Here is a 20,167-nt window from a genome sequence, read left to right as displayed (position 1 = left end):
TTATGGATTTTGAGGAAGATTACTAATGTTAACTATCGTTGAGGGGAGGGCTACGGTGTAACGCTTGCTGCGTGGCTGTAGCGTGTAGGTTTCCGTACCGAACTTGCGCATAGGAAGAACGCCATAATCCGGATCGCCACTTAGTCGGCGCATGTCCGACCATCTAGTACCCCTAAACAGTAATTCCTTTCTACGCTCGTTTAACACTAAGCCTACAGCTTCTTTTACATTACCCGCTGTTAGGGGTATAAATGTTCCTTTTTTAAACCGACTTTGTAGTAAGGTATTTAATAATTGCATGGCTTTGCCAACGTTTCCAATCCGTGCCTCGCATTCGGCTGCAATTAGATAAAGTTCGTCTGTTGCCAAACCCCAAAACGCATAGCCGGAGCTCGAGCCGCTCCCATCATAGTCGGCCTTGAATGCATATCTGCCCGCAGCCATCTCTCTAAAATATACTTTTTTACGCAGATCGTTTTCGTGATAACTGGCATAAAGCAAAGTATCAATCCGAGCAATAGCAGGTCCGAGAATAGGCGTTGATAGCGATCGGGCATGAAAAACCACTTCGGAATTGAACCTGCCTACAGGTGCTGCAGCTGCAGCATTCAACAGATTAAAGTCCATTAAACTGCTTTGCAACTGCAAGGCAGAGTCGGCATACAGTGCAGCCTTACCATAATCGCCAGTTAGCAGATAGGTTCTGCCTAAAATACCATAAGCCATGGCCTTTGTTGGTCGGGTTTTAAGTTTTTCCTGTATAGGCAACAATGGAATAGACTGTTGCAACAATTCAACGATTTTCTGATAGGTCTCATGCACACTTTGCCTGATGACCGGCTTGTTAAAATCCGAATCCTCCCGCAACGGCAAACCGTAAGGGTTAGTTACGCCAAGCTCTAAGGGTTGCGCAAATACCTGTGCTAGCACATAGTAATAATGCGCCTGAAGGCAAAGCGCTGCGCCCTTTAATGATTTATGCTCAGCAGTTAATTGGTTGGCATCAATTTTCTTGAGTTCGTCCAATACCACATTGGTATAGAATATACTCTTGTAGGGCAGGTTCCAGTCGTTAAAATTATTCTCATCTCTCTGCCACAAATATAGATTTCTAGCCACTTCGCTACTCAGCCCTTTCCAGTCAGTTTGGGCAACATAATAATTGTCGCTCATTACTTCGGGCATTATAGGATGGCCGTTGTTCATCAGCGTGTAATTATCCAATATCATTCTTAAATCGGCAGCCGAACTGGGCACGGCCAATTTTGCATCTGGCTTAACATCCAAATACTTTTCGCAGCTGGTCAACATCAGCAATAAGCCACATAGGCTATATATGATTTTTTTCATTTCTGGTTTTATTTAAATTCAACTTTTAAGCCCATTGCCATAGTGGCTTTGGGCCTTATACCATTGGGATATTGCGGATCGAGACCAAACTTGTTGGCTTTCCATAACATTACATTAAGGTTGTCGGCCATGGCAAAAACATGTAACTCTGCAAGGCCTAGTTTGGCTAGAAACCTATTTTCAACGGTGTAGCCCAAACGTACATCCTGCAACTTAATATGGCTGGCCGATGCAACCGTAACCGAAGCGTTTTTGTAAAATGAATCTCTATTGGTGCTGATGGGATAACTTATGGAAGGCACACTGGTGCTCAACTCGTCACCAGGCTGCTGCCAACGCAAGAGGTAATCGCTGTGCATGGCACCATTGGCAAAGAGTGCCCCATACTGCAAGGCCGAACGCCTAAAATAATGCCCTAACCTAAAAGTTAGGTTTGCAGATAGCGACAGCTTACCATAGGTAAATTGCTGCAGCATATTGCCGAACATCGGAGGCAGGGCGGGGCCTGCAATTATTTGCTGGCTTAGTTCATTTCTGAACAATGCCACATAATCGGTGCTTAGCTGTCCACTGAGGTAACCTTGCGGATCACCATTGTTGGGCGACAGCCCTGCCCAAGCATGGCTAACGATAAGGTAAGGATTGTAGCCTACCAGCGGACTTATGCTAGCGCCATCGCTCACATAGGCATTGTCAAATGCAACGGTAGAAAGATATTTGCTCACCTTGTACTGCTCGTAGCTGATATTTAAATTGCTGCGCCAATTGAATGCGCCTCGATTGAGCAAAAGGCCGTTGAGCTGCAGCTCCAATCCGCCACCCACCAAGTTAGCAGAGTTGGTTCTGAAAGAAGCGATTCCAGTGGTTGGATCTAAGGTTTCACGTCCCAGCACATCGGTAGATTTTTTACGGTAAAAATCAAGGCTGCCCTGCAAGCGGCTTTTGAGCAGGCTGAAATCCAAGCCCAGGTTAAAGGTTCTCACCTGCTCCCACCTCAAATTGGGGTTTGGCGCTCCGTTGAGGGAAGCGTAAGGTGTATTGGTAATTTGTGAACTGGCACTATTTAATGAGATAATAGTAAGTGCAGTAACCGCCGGATCGAGATTGCCGCTAAAGCCGTAGCTGGCACGAAGGCTCAACTGCCCTAGCCATGGCAATTTCATAAAATCCTCCTCGGTCAATTGCCATTTGAGCCCCGCCGACCACAGTGGCTTCCATTTTTGGTTGATGTTTACACCGAAAAGGTTGGAAGCATCCCTCCTTGCACTAAAAGATGCAATGTACCTACCCATTAGCGTATAGGAAGCATTAGCGAACATAGACACGAAACGGTCAGTCGTCTGCCCATCGCCTGCCCCAAGTGGGATAATTGCCGTACTGCCAACAAAAGTTGGGTAGGGATTTATAAAATCTACATTGGCACTGTTCAGCAGATCATCGTAACCATATAACCTGTAGCCCTGGCTCGTAGAACTCAAATGCCTAAGCTCCGCCCCCGCCAAAGCATCAATCCGATGTTTGCTCCAAACCTTATTGAAGCTCAATTGCCCACGTAACGAATGTCCTTCTTCCAAGCCAGCTGAGCGATCGAGAATAGCACCTAAGGGCACTGGATAATTTACCCCATTGGCTCTTAGCTGTGCAAATTGCGTAATTAGCCGCCTAGTGTAAAATGTGCCCAAGCCCTGGTTGTTTTCGCTATTGTTGCTGCGGTAATGATATTGGTAGCGAACATCAACCTTAAGGCCGTGAGGCAATTGGTAGCCCATGGCTGCTCCGGCTAAAATATATTGGCTCTCTTGGCGCAGGTCTCTGGCCTGCAATTCGCCCAAGGGGCTGTATTTAACGGAAGGTAACCTGCCACTACCTAAGGTATCGGCGAAGGCTTTTCTGTAATAGATATCCAATTCATTTGCGTTTCCATTTGCATCTTTGAACGTGGCATAGGGATAGAGCTGCCTGCCGTTTACGTTTAATTGGCCATAGCCTCCCGGGTTATTGTTGGTGCCGTTCTGCAGCACCATGCTCGAATGCAATTGAAGCGTTAGGCGCTTTGATAGGTTAAAAGTATGGTTGGCCCTCACGTTAAACCTTTGGTTTTGGTTGCCTACCAAGTTATCCAGCTGGCGGTTATAGCCTAAGGCATAAAAAAACTGCATCTTTTCTGAACCTCCCGCAATGCTGGCGTTATGCTGCTGCAGAACTGCGGTTCGGTAATAATGCTGCAGGTAATCGTTACGCACATCCAAATTGCGCAGGGCATCTATCGCCTGGTTGGCGTCAGCGACACTCAGTTGTCCCTTACGTTGTTTAAGCAGGATTTCATAAACCGGAGTAAGGGCAGGCATCTGCCGGTTTGCCGTGTCGGACAGCCGATAGCCTTTATCGAAAAGCCAGCGTTCCATGTCTATATATTCGGAAGTGGGCATTACATCCAGCCCGCCCAATTGGGGCTTGGCATTTAGGTTAACCGATGCGTTATAGCTTATTCTTGGTTGCTGCTGCTTTCCCTTTTTGGTGCTAAGCACAATTACACCGTTACCTGCTCTTGCGCCCCAAATTGATGCAGCAGCTGCATCCCGTAGAACCGTTACGTTCTCGATGTCGTTCGGATTGATGTCGTTGATATCGCCCTCAAAAGGAAAATCGTCCAATACAATTAAAGGCTGTGCCAAGCCTTCCGTTAAGGTGTAAAGCCCTCTGATCTGGATTCTATTCTCTTGGCCTCTCCTTTTATCGAATAACAGACCAGGCGCAATACCGTCCAGCCTACCTAAGATGTTTGGCGAAAAAGATCGTTCCAGTGTTTTTTGGTCTACAACAGTAAAACTGCCCGTTGCACGCTCTTTGGAAATTTGCTGGTAGCCTGTGCTCACAATCTGCACGGTTTCCAATTCTTGGGTATTGGCCTCGAGTCTAACGACTAAGGCTTCGGTAAGGGGAAATGTAATGTCTAAGATCTTATTTGAATAGCCGAGGTATTGGATTTGCAATTGGTATGTGCCGTTTGGCAGGTTCAGTTCAAAAAAGCCGTTATTATCGGCAAGTATGGTTTTTTCGGGTTTGTTTACTCTGATGAGCACGCCAGCTAAAGGTTCCTTACTTTGGGCATCTACTACCCTGCCCTTAAATTTCTCCTGCGCTCCTACCGCATAAGCGTAGAACAGCAGGCTAAGCATGATGTACAAATATTTTTTCATTGGTGGTTTGTTTTGGTTTGTTGATTGGAAATTTTGGGCATAGCGCTGCCCCTACGATTAAATCGTTATTTTTTCAGTAATTAGGATTATAGGAATGTTGATCTCTCTAATACCGCCAAAAGGCGGAAGCGGAAGCCAAGCCTTTACTACCATCCGATAAACCAAGGCTGTGATTATTAACCATTTTATTAACCTAAATTTAGGCTCCCGCTTTATATCATCCTAAACAGGATTTTTAGGTTTCAAGGCGTATAGCCGGTTAAAGGGATAAGTGTTGTGATTCATAATTTTTTATTTAATCTTTATCATTCCTTTTTGGACTTTGTCATCCCGAGTTCCGAGGGATCTGCCTACTATGCTAACACTTCCCTCTCACTACCTTGCCTCAACTCACCGCCGTTGAGGGGCTCCTTCTTTTGTACCGACAAAAGCAACAAAAACTGCCGCCTGCGCCCAGCTCTTTCAAAGTTTGTGCGTTGGCTAGTTCTGTTTAACCGAGCTGGCCAAGGGCGGGGTTTAGTAGAACGCCGAAACAGTGCTTCTGCCAATGATTAATCCATACTTACTAAGCCGTCCTTTGTGCTTAGCAACATTCTAACACAACCACGTTATTGCAAGGCCTAGGTTTGAGCGAGCCGAAGCAATCTCTTCAATAATTCAATTACCTCTTTCGGACTTTGCCATCCCGAGTTCCGAGGGATCTGCCCGTATTCTACGTCATGCTCAGCTTCCCGAAGTGAATTCGGGACAAGTGACTGGGCATCGTAATGCGATAAACGTTAACATCAGTCCCCCAAACCGCCTTGCCTCGGTTCACCGCCACCGCGTGGCTCCTTCTTTTCTCTTGATAGAAAAGAAGCAAACCTGAGCTTGCGAAAGCATGCTTACCTATAAAAACATAAGCAAACAAAGCATAACATCAAGGCTGTCGTTTCCTATCTGCGGATCATACGTCAATTGTTTTTAACCGCAAAATGAGCCGTTACGGTCGAAAGCACCTCCACTTCTCCATTTCGCTGATTTTACTCGAGAGAAATTCATCTCTTAAACAATTAACTATGCTCCTTGCCAGGATACGAAGGCCGTCCTGCGTGCTTAGCAATGTCAGCGTTTTTATGCACAAGCCATGTCCCCCTCTGGAGGGGGTAAGGGGGAGGAATATTTTCGCCATCGTCTACCTCAAATCACTCTAGAAAACCAACCATCCGGCTAGTTGTTGAAAAATATTTTAACAATAACCAGCCCTTGCCACCCTTTAGGGGCAGATTACGGAAAACCATAATTTGTTTTTCATGAAAAGATTCTTACCTTAGGTTTGCGACATCCTATGATAGTACAACCTTTTGCTCAAACACAAGGACTGGTACCAAACAAAATACCGACCTAAAGAATTGATTGCGCTCTCAAGCAACCTCTTTTTTTATTGGCCTCTTTTATTTGGAATTTCCTGTACGTACTAGGTAGGAGAACAAATTTTGTTCTTTATAATAATGGATTGGGAATACCCATGCCCCACCTCCTGGAGGTGACGGTAAATGGCGGTGCTTAATTTTTTCGTTTTCATACGGTATTATTTGGTTATGTAAAACGATGTGTACCCGTAAAGCAAAGGAAGAAAAACCGAATTGGTTAAGAACCAATAAGGCGAGCCTCAAAGCTTTGACAGTGGTACCGCTAAGAACCAATTACTTAACCGAAGTTAAGTCTCCCCAAAGCCGAAAATGAGACCCGCCCTATTGGATAATATCACAAAGATATAAAAACCAATAGAAAGCGAGCTCACGATCAACTCATAGGGAAAATTAGCGGTTTTCTGTTATGAGTGACATCGTAAAAAGTAAAGCTAAGCCCTACTCAATTTGTCGCTATAATTAACTGATAACAAATGTAATAATAAATAGTAAATGTTGCAATAGTCCAACAAATATTTTTTCAAAAATATGGAAAAACACGAGAAAATATTCAGGCTTGTAGGTTCAAATATTAAAACTTATAGGAAAAAAGCAAAATTAACCCAACAAGAGTTAGCTAATAAATTTTCTGGCGACCGAACTAAAATAAGCTTGATAGAGAACGGAAAAGAAAACTTTATGTTTTCGACGTTATTAGATATTGCAGAGGGATTAAATGTGGATGTGAAGAAGTTTTTTCTACCTATTAAAAAAGATTAGAAATAGATATATAGACGATCGTATCCCCCACTTAATATAAAAATTTTAAAAACAAAACATATCATATCATATTATGGCTCACTTAGAAAACATTACCTTAAATAAGTTTCGTGTATTTAATGAAGAGTTTTCTCTGGATATACACCCTTTAACTTTTTTAACTGGCCCTAACTCATCTGGTAAGAGTTCCATCTTCAAATCTTTACTCTTACTCAAAAGCAATCACAACAGTAGTTTACAAGTGTTAGATTTTTCTGGTAAAGATCATAATTTGGGAAGTTTCGAAGCCACAAGAAATAAAATAAAAGACGAAAAAGAGGAGATATATTTTACATTGACTTCAAATGTATCAGACAACATAGGATTTATGTCGTCAACTTTCATGAAAGAACCAATTACAACAAGACGAAGTGTGTTCCATATTCTACATGAATTAGATAGTAAAGACCATGAGAAAATTAAAATTAGATTGGGATATAGAAAAGTTGATACCAGTGGAAAAATATCTGAAATTTCACTATACCAATATGAAGATAAAGAACCGTTTCTAAATTTGACAATAGCGAAAGATGAAAGTCTTTCCCATAGCATGAAGTTTAATTTGGAGTTAATTAGAAAAAATAAAATATTGCGAAATCTCTTCTTTAAAAGATTGCTACCTGATGAGTTTAAATTTACAAAACAGGATAAGGTAAAAACGTATTACACTCCATCAAAATTCAAAATATTAGAAAGTACTGGAGCACAGTTTTATGACGAGCCAATATTAATATTTGGGAAACTATTCGAACAATTTACAAAGGACCTTAGAGGAGGAAAGGTTTCTAATGAATTAGGTTTGAATAGACATGACTTTCTATTCAAACTCCCGTTACAAAGAATTCTGAAAGATTTTTCGGCACTTTTAGATAATACAGAGTATTTAGAAGCTGTTCGTGCCAATACTAAAAGATTATACACGAACGACTCCCAAGGTACTTCTTTTAACGACTTGATATTAGATTTCAAGTCTAGAGATATTAGCAAGGAGGCTACTGCTTTTCTAAATAAATGGTTAAAAAAGCTTGAAATAGCTGAAAAAATTATTTTCAAGAACATTGAGGGGGTAGCAACATCAATATATCTTGTTAGTGGAAAGAATGAAATAGCCTTAGCAGACTTAGGATATGGCGTTACGCAGGTTATCCCTATTCTTCTAAGAATTGCTATGGAACAGCCAATAAGAAGACGCGATGAGACGACTCGTATTGTAAAAAAATTAATGCTCTTGGAAGAACCCGAAACAAATCTACACCCTAAATTACAATCCATTTTAGCAGATCTTTTGGTTGATTCTCTAAATACTTTCGAAATTAGATTTATTGTTGAGACACATAGTGAATATTTAATTAGAAAAATGCAAATACTCACTGCTGAAAAGATAGTAGAAAAAGAGGAAACAGCTATTTATTACTTCATAAATCCAGAGAAAGTTTCTGAAAAACAAAAGCAAGTAACAAAGATATCCATTAATCATAATGGTTCATTAAGTGATGAATTTGGCGAGGGCTTTTTTGACGAGGCAACTAATTTAAAATTTGAACTTTTAAAAAAGAAAACTGTTTAAAGATGAATCTAGTTTTAGAGAAAAAATTCTTAGAAGACCTTTTTGAAGATCCGAACAATGACTGTGAAATTGCAAAAGATTTGCAACAGTTCCTCATGAAAGATTGTAATGGATACAATTTAATATGTGACATAGATTCGTTGGATGAATACAAACAATTATGCATAGACAATCCTGCATTTGAAAGTTTGATGGATAAATTCATTTCAATAAGTTTTAAAAAAAACCTGCTCAGTGAAGACAACATTCTAGCTAACAGTACAAGAACTATTTTTTTCACTACATTAGAAAAAAAACAATCAAAAATTTTAACAGAGAAGTACGGACAAATTTTTATCTCTAATAAAGATTTAAAAAGCTCTTGGGCATCACCGTTAAATATGAGAAAAGGCAATGAATTTATGGTTACTCAGTCATCCCTGATCTCAGACGAAAATAAAATAGATAGATGGGATAAATTTGCAAGGTTTAGTCATACGTTTAAAAACGCAATAATTTTTGACAAATTTCTCCTTAAAAACATATCTCCCAACGAGGTCGGTTTAAGCTGTATCCCTTTAATAAAAAACCTTTTAAATACTCGTAAAAGTAATCAAAAAGTGAATTTGACATTAATATCAGAAATTAAAGTTGGCTACAAATTAGGCGATTACATTGAAAAGATATCACAATATTTAGACAGCGATATTACCATAAATATAATTAGGCACCTAAAGGCTCTATATCCTCGAGACTTGGAGGGATTTCACGCTAGATTTATTGTGACTGATTATATGAAAATAAATTCCGACAACAGTTTTAATTATTTTAAAAAAAATGGACAAGTCAGCGCAGTCGCAACCGTAAAAAGTAAATTTACTTTTTGTGGGAACAATAGAGAATTTTTCGAAAAAGATATAGCTGATTTAAAACTATATCTAACCAAGGTTAATTTAGAACCTAATGGAGATGAAAAATATAGCGACACATATTTCCCTCACAAAAATAACCCATTATTAACCTAAAATCAAACCAATTCATATAATTTCATTTTAGCTTTCAATGTATTTATTGTAATTCCGAGTATTCTACAAGCCTCTGCATTACTTTTAACCATTTTCAAAACTTTTTCAACATGAGCTTTTTCAATTGAATTCAAATCCATCTTACTTTCATCTGCTGGGCTTAAAATACGTTCTGGAAGATCAGTTTTATTCACTTCCACTTCATTAAACACATAAAGACTTTCTACAAGATTTTCCAACTCTCTAACATTACCAGGAAAGGGATAATTTAATATTACTTGTAAAGCACCCTTTGATACCGATAGTTTCTTGCTTCGTTTAAACAGCTCCTTTTTCTTCATCAGAAAGTAATCAAGTAGCTCCTTACGTTCTGAGTTCTCTCTTTCTATCAATGGTGGCAAATTCAGCTCAGTTACTGCAAGTCTGTAATATAGGTCCCACCTAAATTTATCTTCCCCACATAATTTCGTTAAGTCTTTATTTGTTGCCGCAATGATACGCACATCTATTTTTCGTTCTTTATTTTCACCAATAGGCAAAATCTTTTTCTCTTGTATTACTCGCAATAGCAGCTGTTGCATATATGGTGATATATCACCTATCTCATCTAAAAAAACAGTACCTCCTTTTGCAGATTCAAAAAAACCCATGTGATTATCAATCGCTCCAGTAAATGTACCTTTTTTATGTCCAAGCAAACGAGACTCTAATAGCTCGTCTGTAAAGGCCGAACAATTAATCGCAATAAATTCTCTCCCACTACGGGCAGATTCTTCGTGTATATATCGAGCTAAGTGCTCTTTCCCCGTGCCACTATCTCCATAAATTAAGGTAGTTACTGCATCGGCATTTGCAATTAAAGATGCCCTTTTATATATCGGCTCTAATGACTTTGTGATTTTATAATTTTCTATGTGCTTACCAGCTTGCTCCTCCTTTATTATACTGCTACTAGGCGTATTAGATTTTGAGACCTTTATATCCAATAGTTCAGCTTTACCTGATTTTGAATAACCCTTTGGTCTTACCTGAAAGAGATTCGTGTTTAATATTTGCGACTCATGAATGAGATACCAAGCTATTTGCATAGCAGATGTACCGGGAGAAAAGAAAATATCTATTTCCTCATTTTTAAAATCTCTTAACAAGAGCCCTTCCACTTTACTCCTAATCTCTGCCATATCTATTACGTCCAAAATATCGATATATCGAGGTTCAATATTACGTCCAGGATGTTCTTTTCTTAGCTCTGAAAGTAAGAGTGAAATTTTAGGGTCTAATTCATCCTTCGTATTCACTAAGACAATGTGCTTTTCGTGCTTAAAAAAATCCTTATGAAAATTAAAGGTTGGACCATCATAATTAATTTTATTTCCTCTATCACTTATTTCCCTTTGGAAATCATGCATCATTGCAACCCAAGACACTAGTATTTTCATATCATTTATTGATAACTAAAAATCAAATATTGACATCAAATATAACAAAAACACCAAATAAACAGTAATATTTCAATTGGCACAACATTAGCCATTACCAAGGCATAATATATACGAAGAATGGCAAAGCAAACAACAATATAACGAGACGCTGGCACAGGGCAATTCGTAAAGAAGAGCTACGCAGACAAACACAAAAAAACAACAGTAAAGGAAACAATTAAAAAATCTAAATAAAAATGGCAATAATTATTACATACGACGTTCCAAGTAAACATACAGAGCTAAAAAAAGAAATGGCTACACTAGGCTATACAAAAACCATTACGAACCAAGGTAAGCCAATCAATCTTCCAAATACTACGTTATACCATCCTTCCAAAACAGCAGACCAAGCTTTAGCTGATATTAAAAGCAAAACCTCTGCTCTTGGAATTAAGCTAGAACGTTGCGTAGCTACAATCTGGGAATCTTGGGCAGCGATTTGGGGAGACCCTTTAAATTAATCAACTTATGGAAGGAGAAAAAAATAAAAAATTCAGAATACTTTCCATAGATGGAGGCGGGATAAGAGGGCTTATCCCTGCCAAAGTCCTGGCTGAATTAGAAGCAGAGCTTCAAAAAGAAGCACCAGAAAAGAAGTTATACGAGTATTTCGACCTTATATGCGGCACCTCTACAGGAGCTATATTGGCTATTGGCATCGCACTAGGCATTCCTGCAAAAGAGCTTGCCAAATTCTATGAAGACAATGCAAAAAATATTTTCCCAAGATTTATATTTCGTTTTATCCCAAGAAAAGGACGGGCATTCTTTAATGCCATATATAGTAACAAAAAGCTTTTAAAAACAATTAGACAAATCTATGCAAATGCCAATGGCGGTAGCGACCCACTATTAAATGACTTAAAAGCAAATGTTTGTATTCCTGCATTTAATGGCAATGATGGCGCCATTAATGTGCTTAAGACCAAACACCATCCAGAATATAGAAGAGACTACAAACTTCCTGCATACCATGTAGCTATGTCTAGCGCATCGGCACCAGTTTACTTCCCTCCCCACTCGTTTTCATTTAAAAATGAATTTGGAGAAGGCACAAACATCAATATGATCGATGGAGGCATATTTGCGAATAACCCTGCGCTGATTGGTGTATTTGAGGCAACCGGTAAATTAGATATAGCTATTGGCGACATATCGGTACTTTCATTTGGTACAGGCCAAGGAAAACAAATCATCAAACGTTCTTGGCGTCCTAAAAACGTGTTTGACTGGTTATTTCCGCATCCAAAATTAGTAGACCTAGTACTAGACACTCAGGCCCAAATTACAGAACAGTACTTATTGTTCTTACAACGTGCTTTAGCAAAGATAGGCAACACCTTCAGCTACCTAAGGATACAGCACGATATGAAAGGCGACAACATCGAACTAAATTCTTCAAAGAACAAACACATTGACCGTATGAAATCTATTGGAGACGAGCTAGCAAAAAATAATCTGACACACATTTTAAACTTTCTAAAAAAATAAACCATGGCAAATTGCAACAACTTATTCCAGGATTATCATAATGAGATATCCATTGGCTCAGCCAAAAACACCAAGATGAAAGAATCTAAGGCAGGATTGCGTAAACGAATCAAGAAATGGTTCAATGAAAACCATCCTGATTACCTACCACAATTCTATATACAAGGTTCTTATAAAATGAAAATAGCCATCAGGACTGCTCAAGACATCTGTGACTTAGACGATGGAATATATTTTTTCCGTGAGCCAGATGTAGCCGCTACCACGCTAAAGGAATGGGTGCGCCAAGCCGTGAATGGCTATACTGCAACAGCTCCTGAGAATAGAAAAAAATGCGTACGTTCTATTTTTGTAAATGATTATGAAATCGACCATCCTATCTATTACAAAATTGACGGTCAGGAATACAAAATAGCAGTAAAAGATAAGGGTTGGGAAGATAGTGACTCGAAGGCTGTAGTAGATTGGTTTGTTTCCAACAAAGACAAAGAAGGCCGCTTGGCCAGGATCATAAAAGACATAAAAGGTTGGGCAGATAACCAAAACTTTAAAATGCCTAGTGGCTTAGCCTTGACAATCTTAGCGACGAATGCAAAAAATAAAATTATACTTAATGAACGTGATGACATTAGCATTAAGGATATTTTGAAAGAAATTAAAAAAGCATTAGCAATAAGTTTCTCTTGCGTTGTACCAGCAACCCCATACGATGACTTGTTCGATGGCTATGACCCTTCGCGTAAGGAGAAATTTCTAGATGCACTAGACAACTTCATAAAAGATGCTGATGAAGCTTTAAAACTTTCGAATCAAAAATCGGCAAGCAAACACTGGCGCAAACATTTAGGCGATCGATTTCCATTAGGAGAAGATAAAGAAGAAAACAGCTCTGCAAATTCAGCGCTTATAGCTGGAGCAGCAGCTTCAAAACCTTGGGCAAATGTTAGCAAGTAATGATTACAAAGATTTTATAGATCAAATTAGCGATGCCTGTTCTACAAATCCTGGGCTTACAACTTTCTCGAAAGATGGAGTTCCGGGGTTAAGAGGAACGATCGAATTATATGATGATCATCATGCTTTTGTAGATAGTTATAGTATTGCAATTTTAGCAACCGATGGTTTCCCTAGGGATTTCCCTTTAGTTTTTGAAACTGGAAACAAAATTCCGAAAAATTACGATTGGCACGTTTATGAAACCGATGGTCATTGCTGTATAAAAACGATACCCGAGGAAATGCTTGCCTGCAAAAAAGGCATAACATTGAATAGCTTCATTGAAACTGAGATTAAACCGTATCTCTTCAACCAAACGTTTAGGAGAGTTAATGGCTATTTCTACCAAGAACGTTCACATGGTTTAACAGGATGGATAGAATATTTTAAAGAGGTATTTAAAACAGCCAATCCAAAAACCATCGTAGATGGTTTAAAATTTGTTTCCAAGAATGAAAAACCCAATAGAAGTGCTTTATGCTTCTGTGGGAGTGGTATTAAATACAGAAAGTGCCACAGAGAAGCTTACGAAAATCTAAGCAAGTTATCTCCCAGTGATTTTGACTTGATTTTTAGTGCGATAGGGATTAAACCATAGAGATTATGCTTTTAACAAAATTGTGTTTAGAAAAATTTCTTCCCATTTGTTACAATCTCTATTTTAACCGATAATCAACTCGAAACGTTATAGTTGAAGTATTTTTATTAGATTTAATATCTAATAAAATACGCTCATGCTTCCAAATAATGAATCCAATAAAGTTATACAAACCTTTATTGATTTTGATAAGGACAAATGGCCAGATCAAATATTATTTCCTTTAATCATTAAAGCGCAATCAACCACTCTACAAAGCATTGTAGATCCAGTCATTGAAGAAAGTACAGAATATATGATCATTACTAGATTTACTTCTTTATCAAACCTGATTGATCTATTTGGCAGTAGAGACTTTAGCAGCAACCGCATTGTAAAAATCCTTATTGGCTTTGAGCCGAACATTAAGGGCAGATAGAAATATCTAAGGCTGGACCTTAATAGGGAAATTAAGGATTATGTTTAACAGAAAAGAATCAGGACCATAGATTAAAAATAAACTAATTAATAAAAGCTATAAACAACAGAGAACTATGATGCAGACAAACACATCTCTTAAAACAATATCATTAGATCATTTTGGTATCGACGAACTATACATACACCGATTTTTCAGGATTAAAGGGCCCAAGTGGAATAAGTTTACAGGCAACATCTATTATAAGAGAAAATTGAGTACTAGCTATAAAGATGGTGGTTCAGATTTACTTGATGAATTTATATATGATGCCATCAAGAAAAACTACCCAGAAGCAACTTTATGTTTTGAACAGGTGATAATTTTTAAACAACAATTAGATTCCATTATTTTTACCCATAAAGGAGGCTGTTGCTTAGATTATAAAATATATTTCATACCAAATGCAGAGTGTTTTGACTTATCACAAACGAATCACACAAATTCTCAAGCATCTGTTTTAAATATGAATTTCTATCTAAACCTTTCTCCAGATAGTGAGAAACTCAATGACATTGTCTTGGATGCTTTTTTACCACTAAACGAAAATGACCTTTTATTTATTAAAGAAAAATTGGTTGAATATGTTAAATGATAGTTTTTTTAAGACAATCAAATTTAGCCGAAATGTTCAATATTCTTACATTTTAGGTAATACAAATTATTGTACCTATGTTAGTATAAAGGCAACTTAATTATGAGCAAATTTATTGAACTGACAATTAAAAACGAGGGTAAAGTGTTTATTAACATTGATAATATTGCATACGTTCGAGTAGATGAAACACGAACTCGTGTATATTTCAACTGTTTAAAAAAAGATGATTATCTTTTCGGAAAGACCGTAGAAGAAGATTACGATTACGTCACGAGCCTTCTAAGATAGATAATTTTAAAATCCAAAAGTTTATTACACATGGAGAACAAACCCATAATTAGTGATGTATTAGGAATAGCGCCTTATGGTGAGGCAACCAAACTAATTATACAAAAAAGCCTAGATGGCATTGGTTTAATCTTAGGTAAAATATGTTTACCAGTAGCAGAAGAATTTGGTTTGTTGTTTAAGGATAAAGTTAGAATCCAAAGGCTAAATAATTTCATTAAAATAATTAATAAATCGAATGGAAAATTTGATTTTAACGGTGATCTTTCTAACATATCCATACACCCTAGAATATTAAATGAAGTTATTGATTCTGGCTCTTGGTGCGATGACAATACATTGCAGGAGATGTGGGCTGGTTTAATAGTATCTTCTCTAGAAAATGGTGAAGCAAAAGGGAAAAATGTACTCTTTTTAGAATCACTTAAAAAACTAACTCCAATCCAAGCAAAAATAATAGAATTTGCATGTCGGAACTGTAAAATAGTGGTTTATAAAAGTGGTTTAATTTTGGGGTCGGATATTACCGTAACTCACCAGGAGATGATGAAAATAACTGGCGAAGGAGATGTTCAGCAGCTTGATGCAGAGCTTGATAATTTAAGAGCAAATGAACTTATTGGCGGTTCTGGAGGTTTTAATGTTAAAACTAATCCACTTGAAGCAGAATTTTGCCCTTCTACTTTTCTGTTGCAGCTTTATGCCAAGACGCAAGGACACCAAGGCTTATTAAGTGAATTTTATATGAACCAAATTGTAGAGGAAGGAAATGCAGATTTTAAACAAACAAATTTTTTAGTGGTATAGCTAAAAAATCAATGTGGAAACTATCAGTGAGTATTTTCTATGAAAACCAAAGACCGTTAAGTAACATATTAGTTACATTCAAACGATACTCTTACTAAAATACTTAGTTTCGTACCATGAATGCAATTGATGTAGCTAACGGATTTATTAATCTTACTGAACCTGAAAAAGGTGATTTAATTTCTAACTTAAAAGTTCAGAAATTACTTTATTATGCTCAAGGATTTCATATAGCTATGTACGGAAAAGTTTTTTTTGAAGAAGATATACAGGCATGGCAGTATGGTCCAGTGGTTCCTGAAGTATATCATGAATTCAAGGCATGTGGTTCAGGCCCAATACCATTAAAAGAAGATTTTTCTTTTGAAAATTTTTCCGAAGAGCAATTGGAGCTACTTTCGGAAATTAATACAGTTTATGGTCAGTTCTCTGCACTCAAACTTATGGATATGACTCATAATGAGGCTCCATGGTCTAGTGTTCCTTTGAACTCTGTCATTCCTAAGGAATCGATGGGTGCATATTTTTCTAATTTTTTAAATGGCTAAAGAAGGAAGGGTCAAATTAACTCAACCGGTTAACCAAGGCAAGAAAATTCATTTAGATACTAGCAAAATTGAAATCTATAATTTTCAGCACCCTATTTTTTGTTTTAAATATCTCCAAAAAGATTATCATTTAGATAAATGTATACAAGAAGAACAAGTTTCACTAATTACCCAAATCGTTGCTATTAGTCAACTCACGTGGACACAACTCCAATTTGCACCTAAACACGGCATCGGTTCTGAAAAAATTGCAAGAAATTCAATTAAGGCAGGCATGCCAGATATTGTGACAGATGATGTTGATCACTTTTTAGCATTTAGATTTCATGGTAAGGCTCCTTTTGTTGGAATTAGGAATAGGTTTATCTTCCATGTGATATACCTAGATAGAGGGTTTACGCTATATAAACACTAGAGTTATCTCAAATATCAATTAAGAGCATTTATTAGACTTCAAAATCATCCAGTAACCTTTTAGCAAGCTCTTTTAATTTATCAATCTCAGGCTTAAGGCGGTCGTGTTGTGCTTGAAACTCATCGCCCAACGCAAGATGAGCCACAATCATCTGTTCATATACTAATCTACCATTCTTTGTTAGTGAGGCCAGCTCCTGAATCTGTGGGGTTTCGGGCAAGTCAGTCCAACAATACTTGAAAGCGAAGTTGTAAATAGGCACCATGTATGTGCGGTAACAAAACTCCGCATTCGTCTTTTCGGTCTTGCTCTTTATTAATGAAGCTCCAGCTATCTTGTTCACTTCCACCGACAATTGTGGTGCTGAACTCTGTAAACTAAGTGCTAACACCGCAACCAGCCTTGAAGCCTTCTCAAAATAACCACTAAATTTTTCCTTGGCATTCCTTTCATCTTCCTTTAGCAACTGGAGATGCGGATTCATAGCCTTAAACGTGCCGTGCAACATATCTACCCTAACAATGATATTATTGAACTCCTTTATGGCTACCTGCCTATCATCTTTGTAATAGTTAACATAAGCTAACATATAACTCTCCAACTGCAAATCTGTAGTTACTCTTCTAAGTTCATTCATAGAGAAAATCATAAGGTGCTTAACCTCATCTGGATCAGCCAGCTGTTCCTTTGCAAAAACCAAGATATTATCATTCTGTTGCTCAGAAATTTTTATGATACTATTTACGGAATTTGCAAAATAATATAACTTATCCTTTTGTAATTGTCTTTCAGCTTTCCGTTCCTTTCTTTTATCCCTTCTCGTCTCAGCAACAAAAATCCAGTATGCGAACCCACTAGCGAGTAAGGTGATACCTATCGGCACAACAAAATCCTTCCAAACATCATAGGAAGTTAAAAATCGGCTTAAGATACAGGAACTGGTTTGCAGGAAAATTAGAAAAGTTGACATATGTGAGGTTGCGTTAATATTAAAGATAAATTTAATACTCTCTTTAAGAAAAAGAAAGATCAATTAATAACTACTAACACATTAGGCAATAATAAATTGTATATGCCATAAACCCATTTTTGGCTTACTTAATTACATAAAACAATCTGTTTAACCTCACTCACAACAATCTGCGGTTCCTCATGATACAAAACCAATTTGCCAGTAACACATACTTTTTTGTTTAAATAAGTTTTTTCTGGCTCCGTAAATTTAGCTAAGGCTGGTTTATAGATAACTGTTTTCTGAACTCTGCACGCTAATTAACCAAAGTTAAATTTGTTAAGGCTCTTGTTATGTCTGTTAGTTAACTAAATTTTATTAAATTTATTAATTAATCGTATTAATTCTCTCATTATGCACAATGAATTTGGTGGTTCTTGGACTCAAACCAAGATTGAAATCCTAGAAAAATATGCTGAAGCGTATTTGCATATTATGAGCAAACAGAAGTTTCATTTAACCTATTTCGATGGTTTTGCTGGAAGTGGAGACATTAAGATTGGAAATGAAGAAGATTTTAAGATAATAGCAGGTGCGGCAAAAAAAATCGTCGCTATAGGCGTCCCGAGGAGTTTTGATATTTATTACTTTGTAGAAATGGATACGCAAAAGCGTGATCTATTGGAATATGCATTAAAAACGATTAGAGCTACAAACAATATATCTGTTGTGGCTGAAGATTGTAATGTTGTGTTGAAAAGGTTAGCTGAATATTTACGAGCTGACGTTTCAAGAAAAGCATTGGTTTTTCTTGATCCATTTGGCATGAACTTAAATTGGGAATCTGTAGAAATTTTGAAGGGTTTGGGTGTCGATCTGTGGATTTTAAGTCCAACAGGTGTTGGTGCTAACCGTTTACTTAAAAAAGATCTTAAAATTTCTGAGGCTTGGTGGCAACGCCTTGAGAAATTCTTTGGTATAGAGCGCCAAGTAATCAAGGAAAGTATATACGATGAGCATTTAGAAACTGACTTGTTTGGTTCAAGAACCGTTACTAGGAAATCAACTTTAGCCAACCAAAAGTTATTTGAGATCTATGCTGAAAGACTAAAGACGGTCTTCAGCTTAATTTCAGATCCTTATGTAATAGTAAACAAAAACAATTCACTTATGTACCACTTTTTTTGCGCATCTAATAACGCCAGTGCTATTAAAATTGCAAATGATATCGTGAAGCAATATAATAAGAAAAGTAGCTAGGCTGCTTTGTGTGGGATTTGCCTGAAAATTTCTCCATCTAACTCACAGCCTCCCTTTGCATGTTTGGGATGCTTTGAATCAATTGTTGGGTCATCCTGATTAACATTGAATTTTGGCTTACCCCATTGCTTAAAAAAGAAAGCAACCCCTTCATCTGTACATTTTTGCTTTACATAATCTACCCATTCTTTTTTTAGAGGTCTTGCTTTATGCCCTGATTCACCTCCTACTATAACCCAATCTATATTTGCCAAAGGCAACGTTCTAACTTCCCCTATTAAAGGTTCTATAGATAAAAATTTCATTTTAGCTGGTGTTAATGCAAGGTCGCTAATTCGATAAGTATAATCTTCATTTTCTACCGACACGCCCATCCATATATTTGGAGTCCAATTTAACTCATCTGCAATTTTTAGCAACCTTTCAGATCGCTTTGTTAACACTTGATAAACGTGTTGCGGTGTTTGATTCATTACAGCAAAAACAGCTTTTATGAATTCAATTGGAACTTCTGGATGAAATAAGTCACTCATAGAATTTACAAACACCGTTTTAGATTTCTTCCAAGTAAATGGGATATTTAAAGTATCTGGGTGCACCCGAACTTTAAAACCATCTTTATATTTTTCCACTCCCATGGCTGTTAATCTTCTAGTCATAGTTTCTGCGTAGCAAAATTTACAACCGGGACTTATTTTACTGCAGCCTGTAACTGGATTCCATGTAAGTTCTGTCCATTCGATATTTGATTGTGCCATATTTATTTTGATACTGAAGCAATTTACTAAAATCTTTAGTGTTTGTCAAAGCAAATGTATTATTATTTAAATTAATGTATAAAGTAACAGTTTTGGCTATTGATAACCGTCTATCATAATTAATCAGCGGGTAGCTACTATTGTATGTTATCAATTTATCATTTTTCATTTGCTTAACTATCTC

18 protein-coding genes are annotated in these 20,167 nt (G+C 37.4%); 13 read left to right on the top strand and 5 right to left on the bottom strand.

Annotation, left to right across the window (positions count from 1 at the left end; genetic code table 11):
* Together DUT69_RS04940 and DUT69_RS04935 are read right to left on the bottom strand one after the other, a co-directional pair.
* Positions 1-1,350: a RagB/SusD family nutrient uptake outer membrane protein gene (locus DUT69_RS04940; RefSeq protein WP_113651999.1), complete on the bottom strand. Its 1,350-nt coding sequence runs from the start codon at positions 1,348-1,350 to the stop codon at positions 1-3.
* 8 nt (positions 1,351-1,358) lie between these two features.
* On the bottom strand, positions 1,359-4,550 hold the full coding sequence (locus DUT69_RS04935) for a SusC/RagA family TonB-linked outer membrane protein (RefSeq protein WP_113651998.1): 3,192 nt from the start codon (positions 4,548-4,550) through the stop codon (positions 1,359-1,361).
* Positions 4,551-6,490: 1,940 nt separating this feature from the next.
* Here DUT69_RS04935 and DUT69_RS04930 point away from each other — a divergent pair.
* The 3 genes from DUT69_RS04930 (at position 6,491) to DUT69_RS04920 (ending at position 9,331) form a co-directional block, all read left to right on the top strand.
* Positions 6,491-6,721 carry a helix-turn-helix domain-containing protein gene (locus DUT69_RS04930; RefSeq protein ID WP_113651997.1) on the top strand — a complete coding sequence of 77 codons (231 nt, stop codon included), beginning with the start codon at positions 6,491-6,493 and terminating at the stop codon, positions 6,719-6,721.
* A 73-nt stretch (positions 6,722-6,794) separates the two neighbouring features.
* A complete protein-coding gene (locus DUT69_RS04925; RefSeq protein ID WP_113651996.1) occupies positions 6,795-8,327 on the top strand; it encodes a DUF3696 domain-containing protein in 1,533 nt (510 codons plus the stop codon).
* Positions 8,328-8,329: 2 nt separating this feature from the next.
* Positions 8,330-9,331 (top strand): hypothetical protein, encoded by a 1,002-nt coding sequence (locus tag DUT69_RS04920; RefSeq protein WP_113651995.1) that lies wholly within the window; start codon positions 8,330-8,332, stop codon positions 9,329-9,331.
* A 2-nt stretch (positions 9,332-9,333) separates the two neighbouring features.
* Here DUT69_RS04920 and DUT69_RS04915 read toward each other — a convergent pair whose 3' ends face one another.
* The gene (locus tag DUT69_RS04915; RefSeq protein ID WP_113651994.1) at positions 9,334-10,770 is read right to left on the bottom strand and encodes an RNA repair transcriptional activator RtcR family protein; all 1,437 of its coding nucleotides are present in this window, start codon (positions 10,768-10,770) and stop codon (positions 9,334-9,336) included.
* Between the two features lie 239 nt (positions 10,771-11,009).
* Between DUT69_RS04915 and DUT69_RS04910 the strand changes: the two genes are divergently transcribed.
* The 9 genes from DUT69_RS04910 to DUT69_RS04865 all read left to right on the top strand — a co-directional run bounded on the left by DUT69_RS04910 (position 11,010) and on the right by DUT69_RS04865 (position 17,013).
* Positions 11,010-11,276 carry a hypothetical protein gene (locus DUT69_RS04910; RefSeq protein WP_113651993.1) on the top strand — a complete coding sequence of 89 codons (267 nt, stop codon included), beginning with the start codon at positions 11,010-11,012 and terminating at the stop codon, positions 11,274-11,276.
* A 7-nt stretch (positions 11,277-11,283) separates the two neighbouring features.
* Positions 11,284-12,306, top strand: a complete 1,023-nt coding sequence (locus tag DUT69_RS04905; RefSeq protein ID WP_113651992.1) for a CBASS cGAMP-activated phospholipase — start codon at positions 11,284-11,286, stop codon at positions 12,304-12,306.
* A gap of 3 nt (positions 12,307-12,309) precedes the next feature.
* Entirely contained in the window at positions 12,310-13,260 is a 951-nt protein-coding gene (locus DUT69_RS04900) for a CBASS cGAMP synthase (protein ID WP_113651991.1), read from the top strand.
* On the top strand, positions 13,247-13,900 hold the full coding sequence (locus tag DUT69_RS04895; protein ID WP_113651990.1) for an SEC-C domain-containing protein: 654 nt from the start codon (positions 13,247-13,249) through the stop codon (positions 13,898-13,900). Before DUT69_RS04900 ends, DUT69_RS04895 begins: the two co-directional genes overlap by 14 nt.
* Before the next feature lie 136 nt (positions 13,901-14,036).
* A complete protein-coding gene (locus tag DUT69_RS04890; RefSeq protein WP_113651989.1) occupies positions 14,037-14,318 on the top strand; it encodes a hypothetical protein in 282 nt (93 codons plus the stop codon).
* Between the two features lie 253 nt (positions 14,319-14,571).
* Positions 14,572-14,952 carry a hypothetical protein gene (locus tag DUT69_RS04885; protein ID WP_162796177.1) on the top strand — a complete coding sequence of 127 codons (381 nt, stop codon included), beginning with the start codon at positions 14,572-14,574 and terminating at the stop codon, positions 14,950-14,952.
* Between the two features lie 321 nt (positions 14,953-15,273).
* Positions 15,274-16,050: an Abi-alpha family protein gene (locus tag DUT69_RS04875; protein WP_113651986.1), complete on the top strand. Its 777-nt coding sequence runs from the start codon at positions 15,274-15,276 to the stop codon at positions 16,048-16,050.
* Positions 16,051-16,166: 116 nt separating this feature from the next.
* Entirely contained in the window at positions 16,167-16,598 is a 432-nt protein-coding gene (locus tag DUT69_RS04870; protein WP_113651985.1) for a Panacea domain-containing protein, read from the top strand.
* Complete coding sequence (locus DUT69_RS04865) at positions 16,591-17,013, top strand: hypothetical protein (protein WP_113651984.1); 423 nt, start codon at positions 16,591-16,593, stop codon at positions 17,011-17,013. The genes DUT69_RS04870 and DUT69_RS04865 overlap by 8 nt, the downstream gene beginning before the upstream one ends.
* 31 nt (positions 17,014-17,044) lie before the next feature.
* Here the strand turns inward: DUT69_RS04865 and DUT69_RS04860 are convergent, their stop codons facing one another.
* Complete coding sequence (locus DUT69_RS04860; RefSeq protein WP_113651983.1) at positions 17,045-17,983, bottom strand: hypothetical protein; 939 nt, start codon at positions 17,981-17,983, stop codon at positions 17,045-17,047.
* A gap of 396 nt (positions 17,984-18,379) precedes the next feature.
* On the opposite strand from DUT69_RS04860, the gene tcmP reads away from it, so the two are divergent.
* Positions 18,380-19,225, top strand: a complete 846-nt coding sequence (tcmP, locus tag DUT69_RS04855) for a three-Cys-motif partner protein TcmP (RefSeq protein ID WP_113651982.1) — start codon at positions 18,380-18,382, stop codon at positions 19,223-19,225.
* Here the strand turns inward: tcmP and DUT69_RS04850 are convergent.
* Complete coding sequence (locus DUT69_RS04850; RefSeq protein WP_113651981.1) at positions 19,222-19,983, bottom strand: DUF5131 family protein; 762 nt, start codon at positions 19,981-19,983, stop codon at positions 19,222-19,224. The genes tcmP and DUT69_RS04850 overlap by 4 nt on opposite strands.
* Positions 19,984-20,167 lie beyond the last annotated feature (184 nt).

Source organism: Pedobacter namyangjuensis, assembly GCF_003313325.1.
Classification (GTDB): Bacteria; Bacteroidota; Bacteroidia; order Sphingobacteriales; family Sphingobacteriaceae; genus Pedobacter; species Pedobacter namyangjuensis.
The sequence above is the reverse complement of the archived record's forward strand: the minus strand, read 5'-3'. Positions and strand labels throughout refer to the sequence as shown.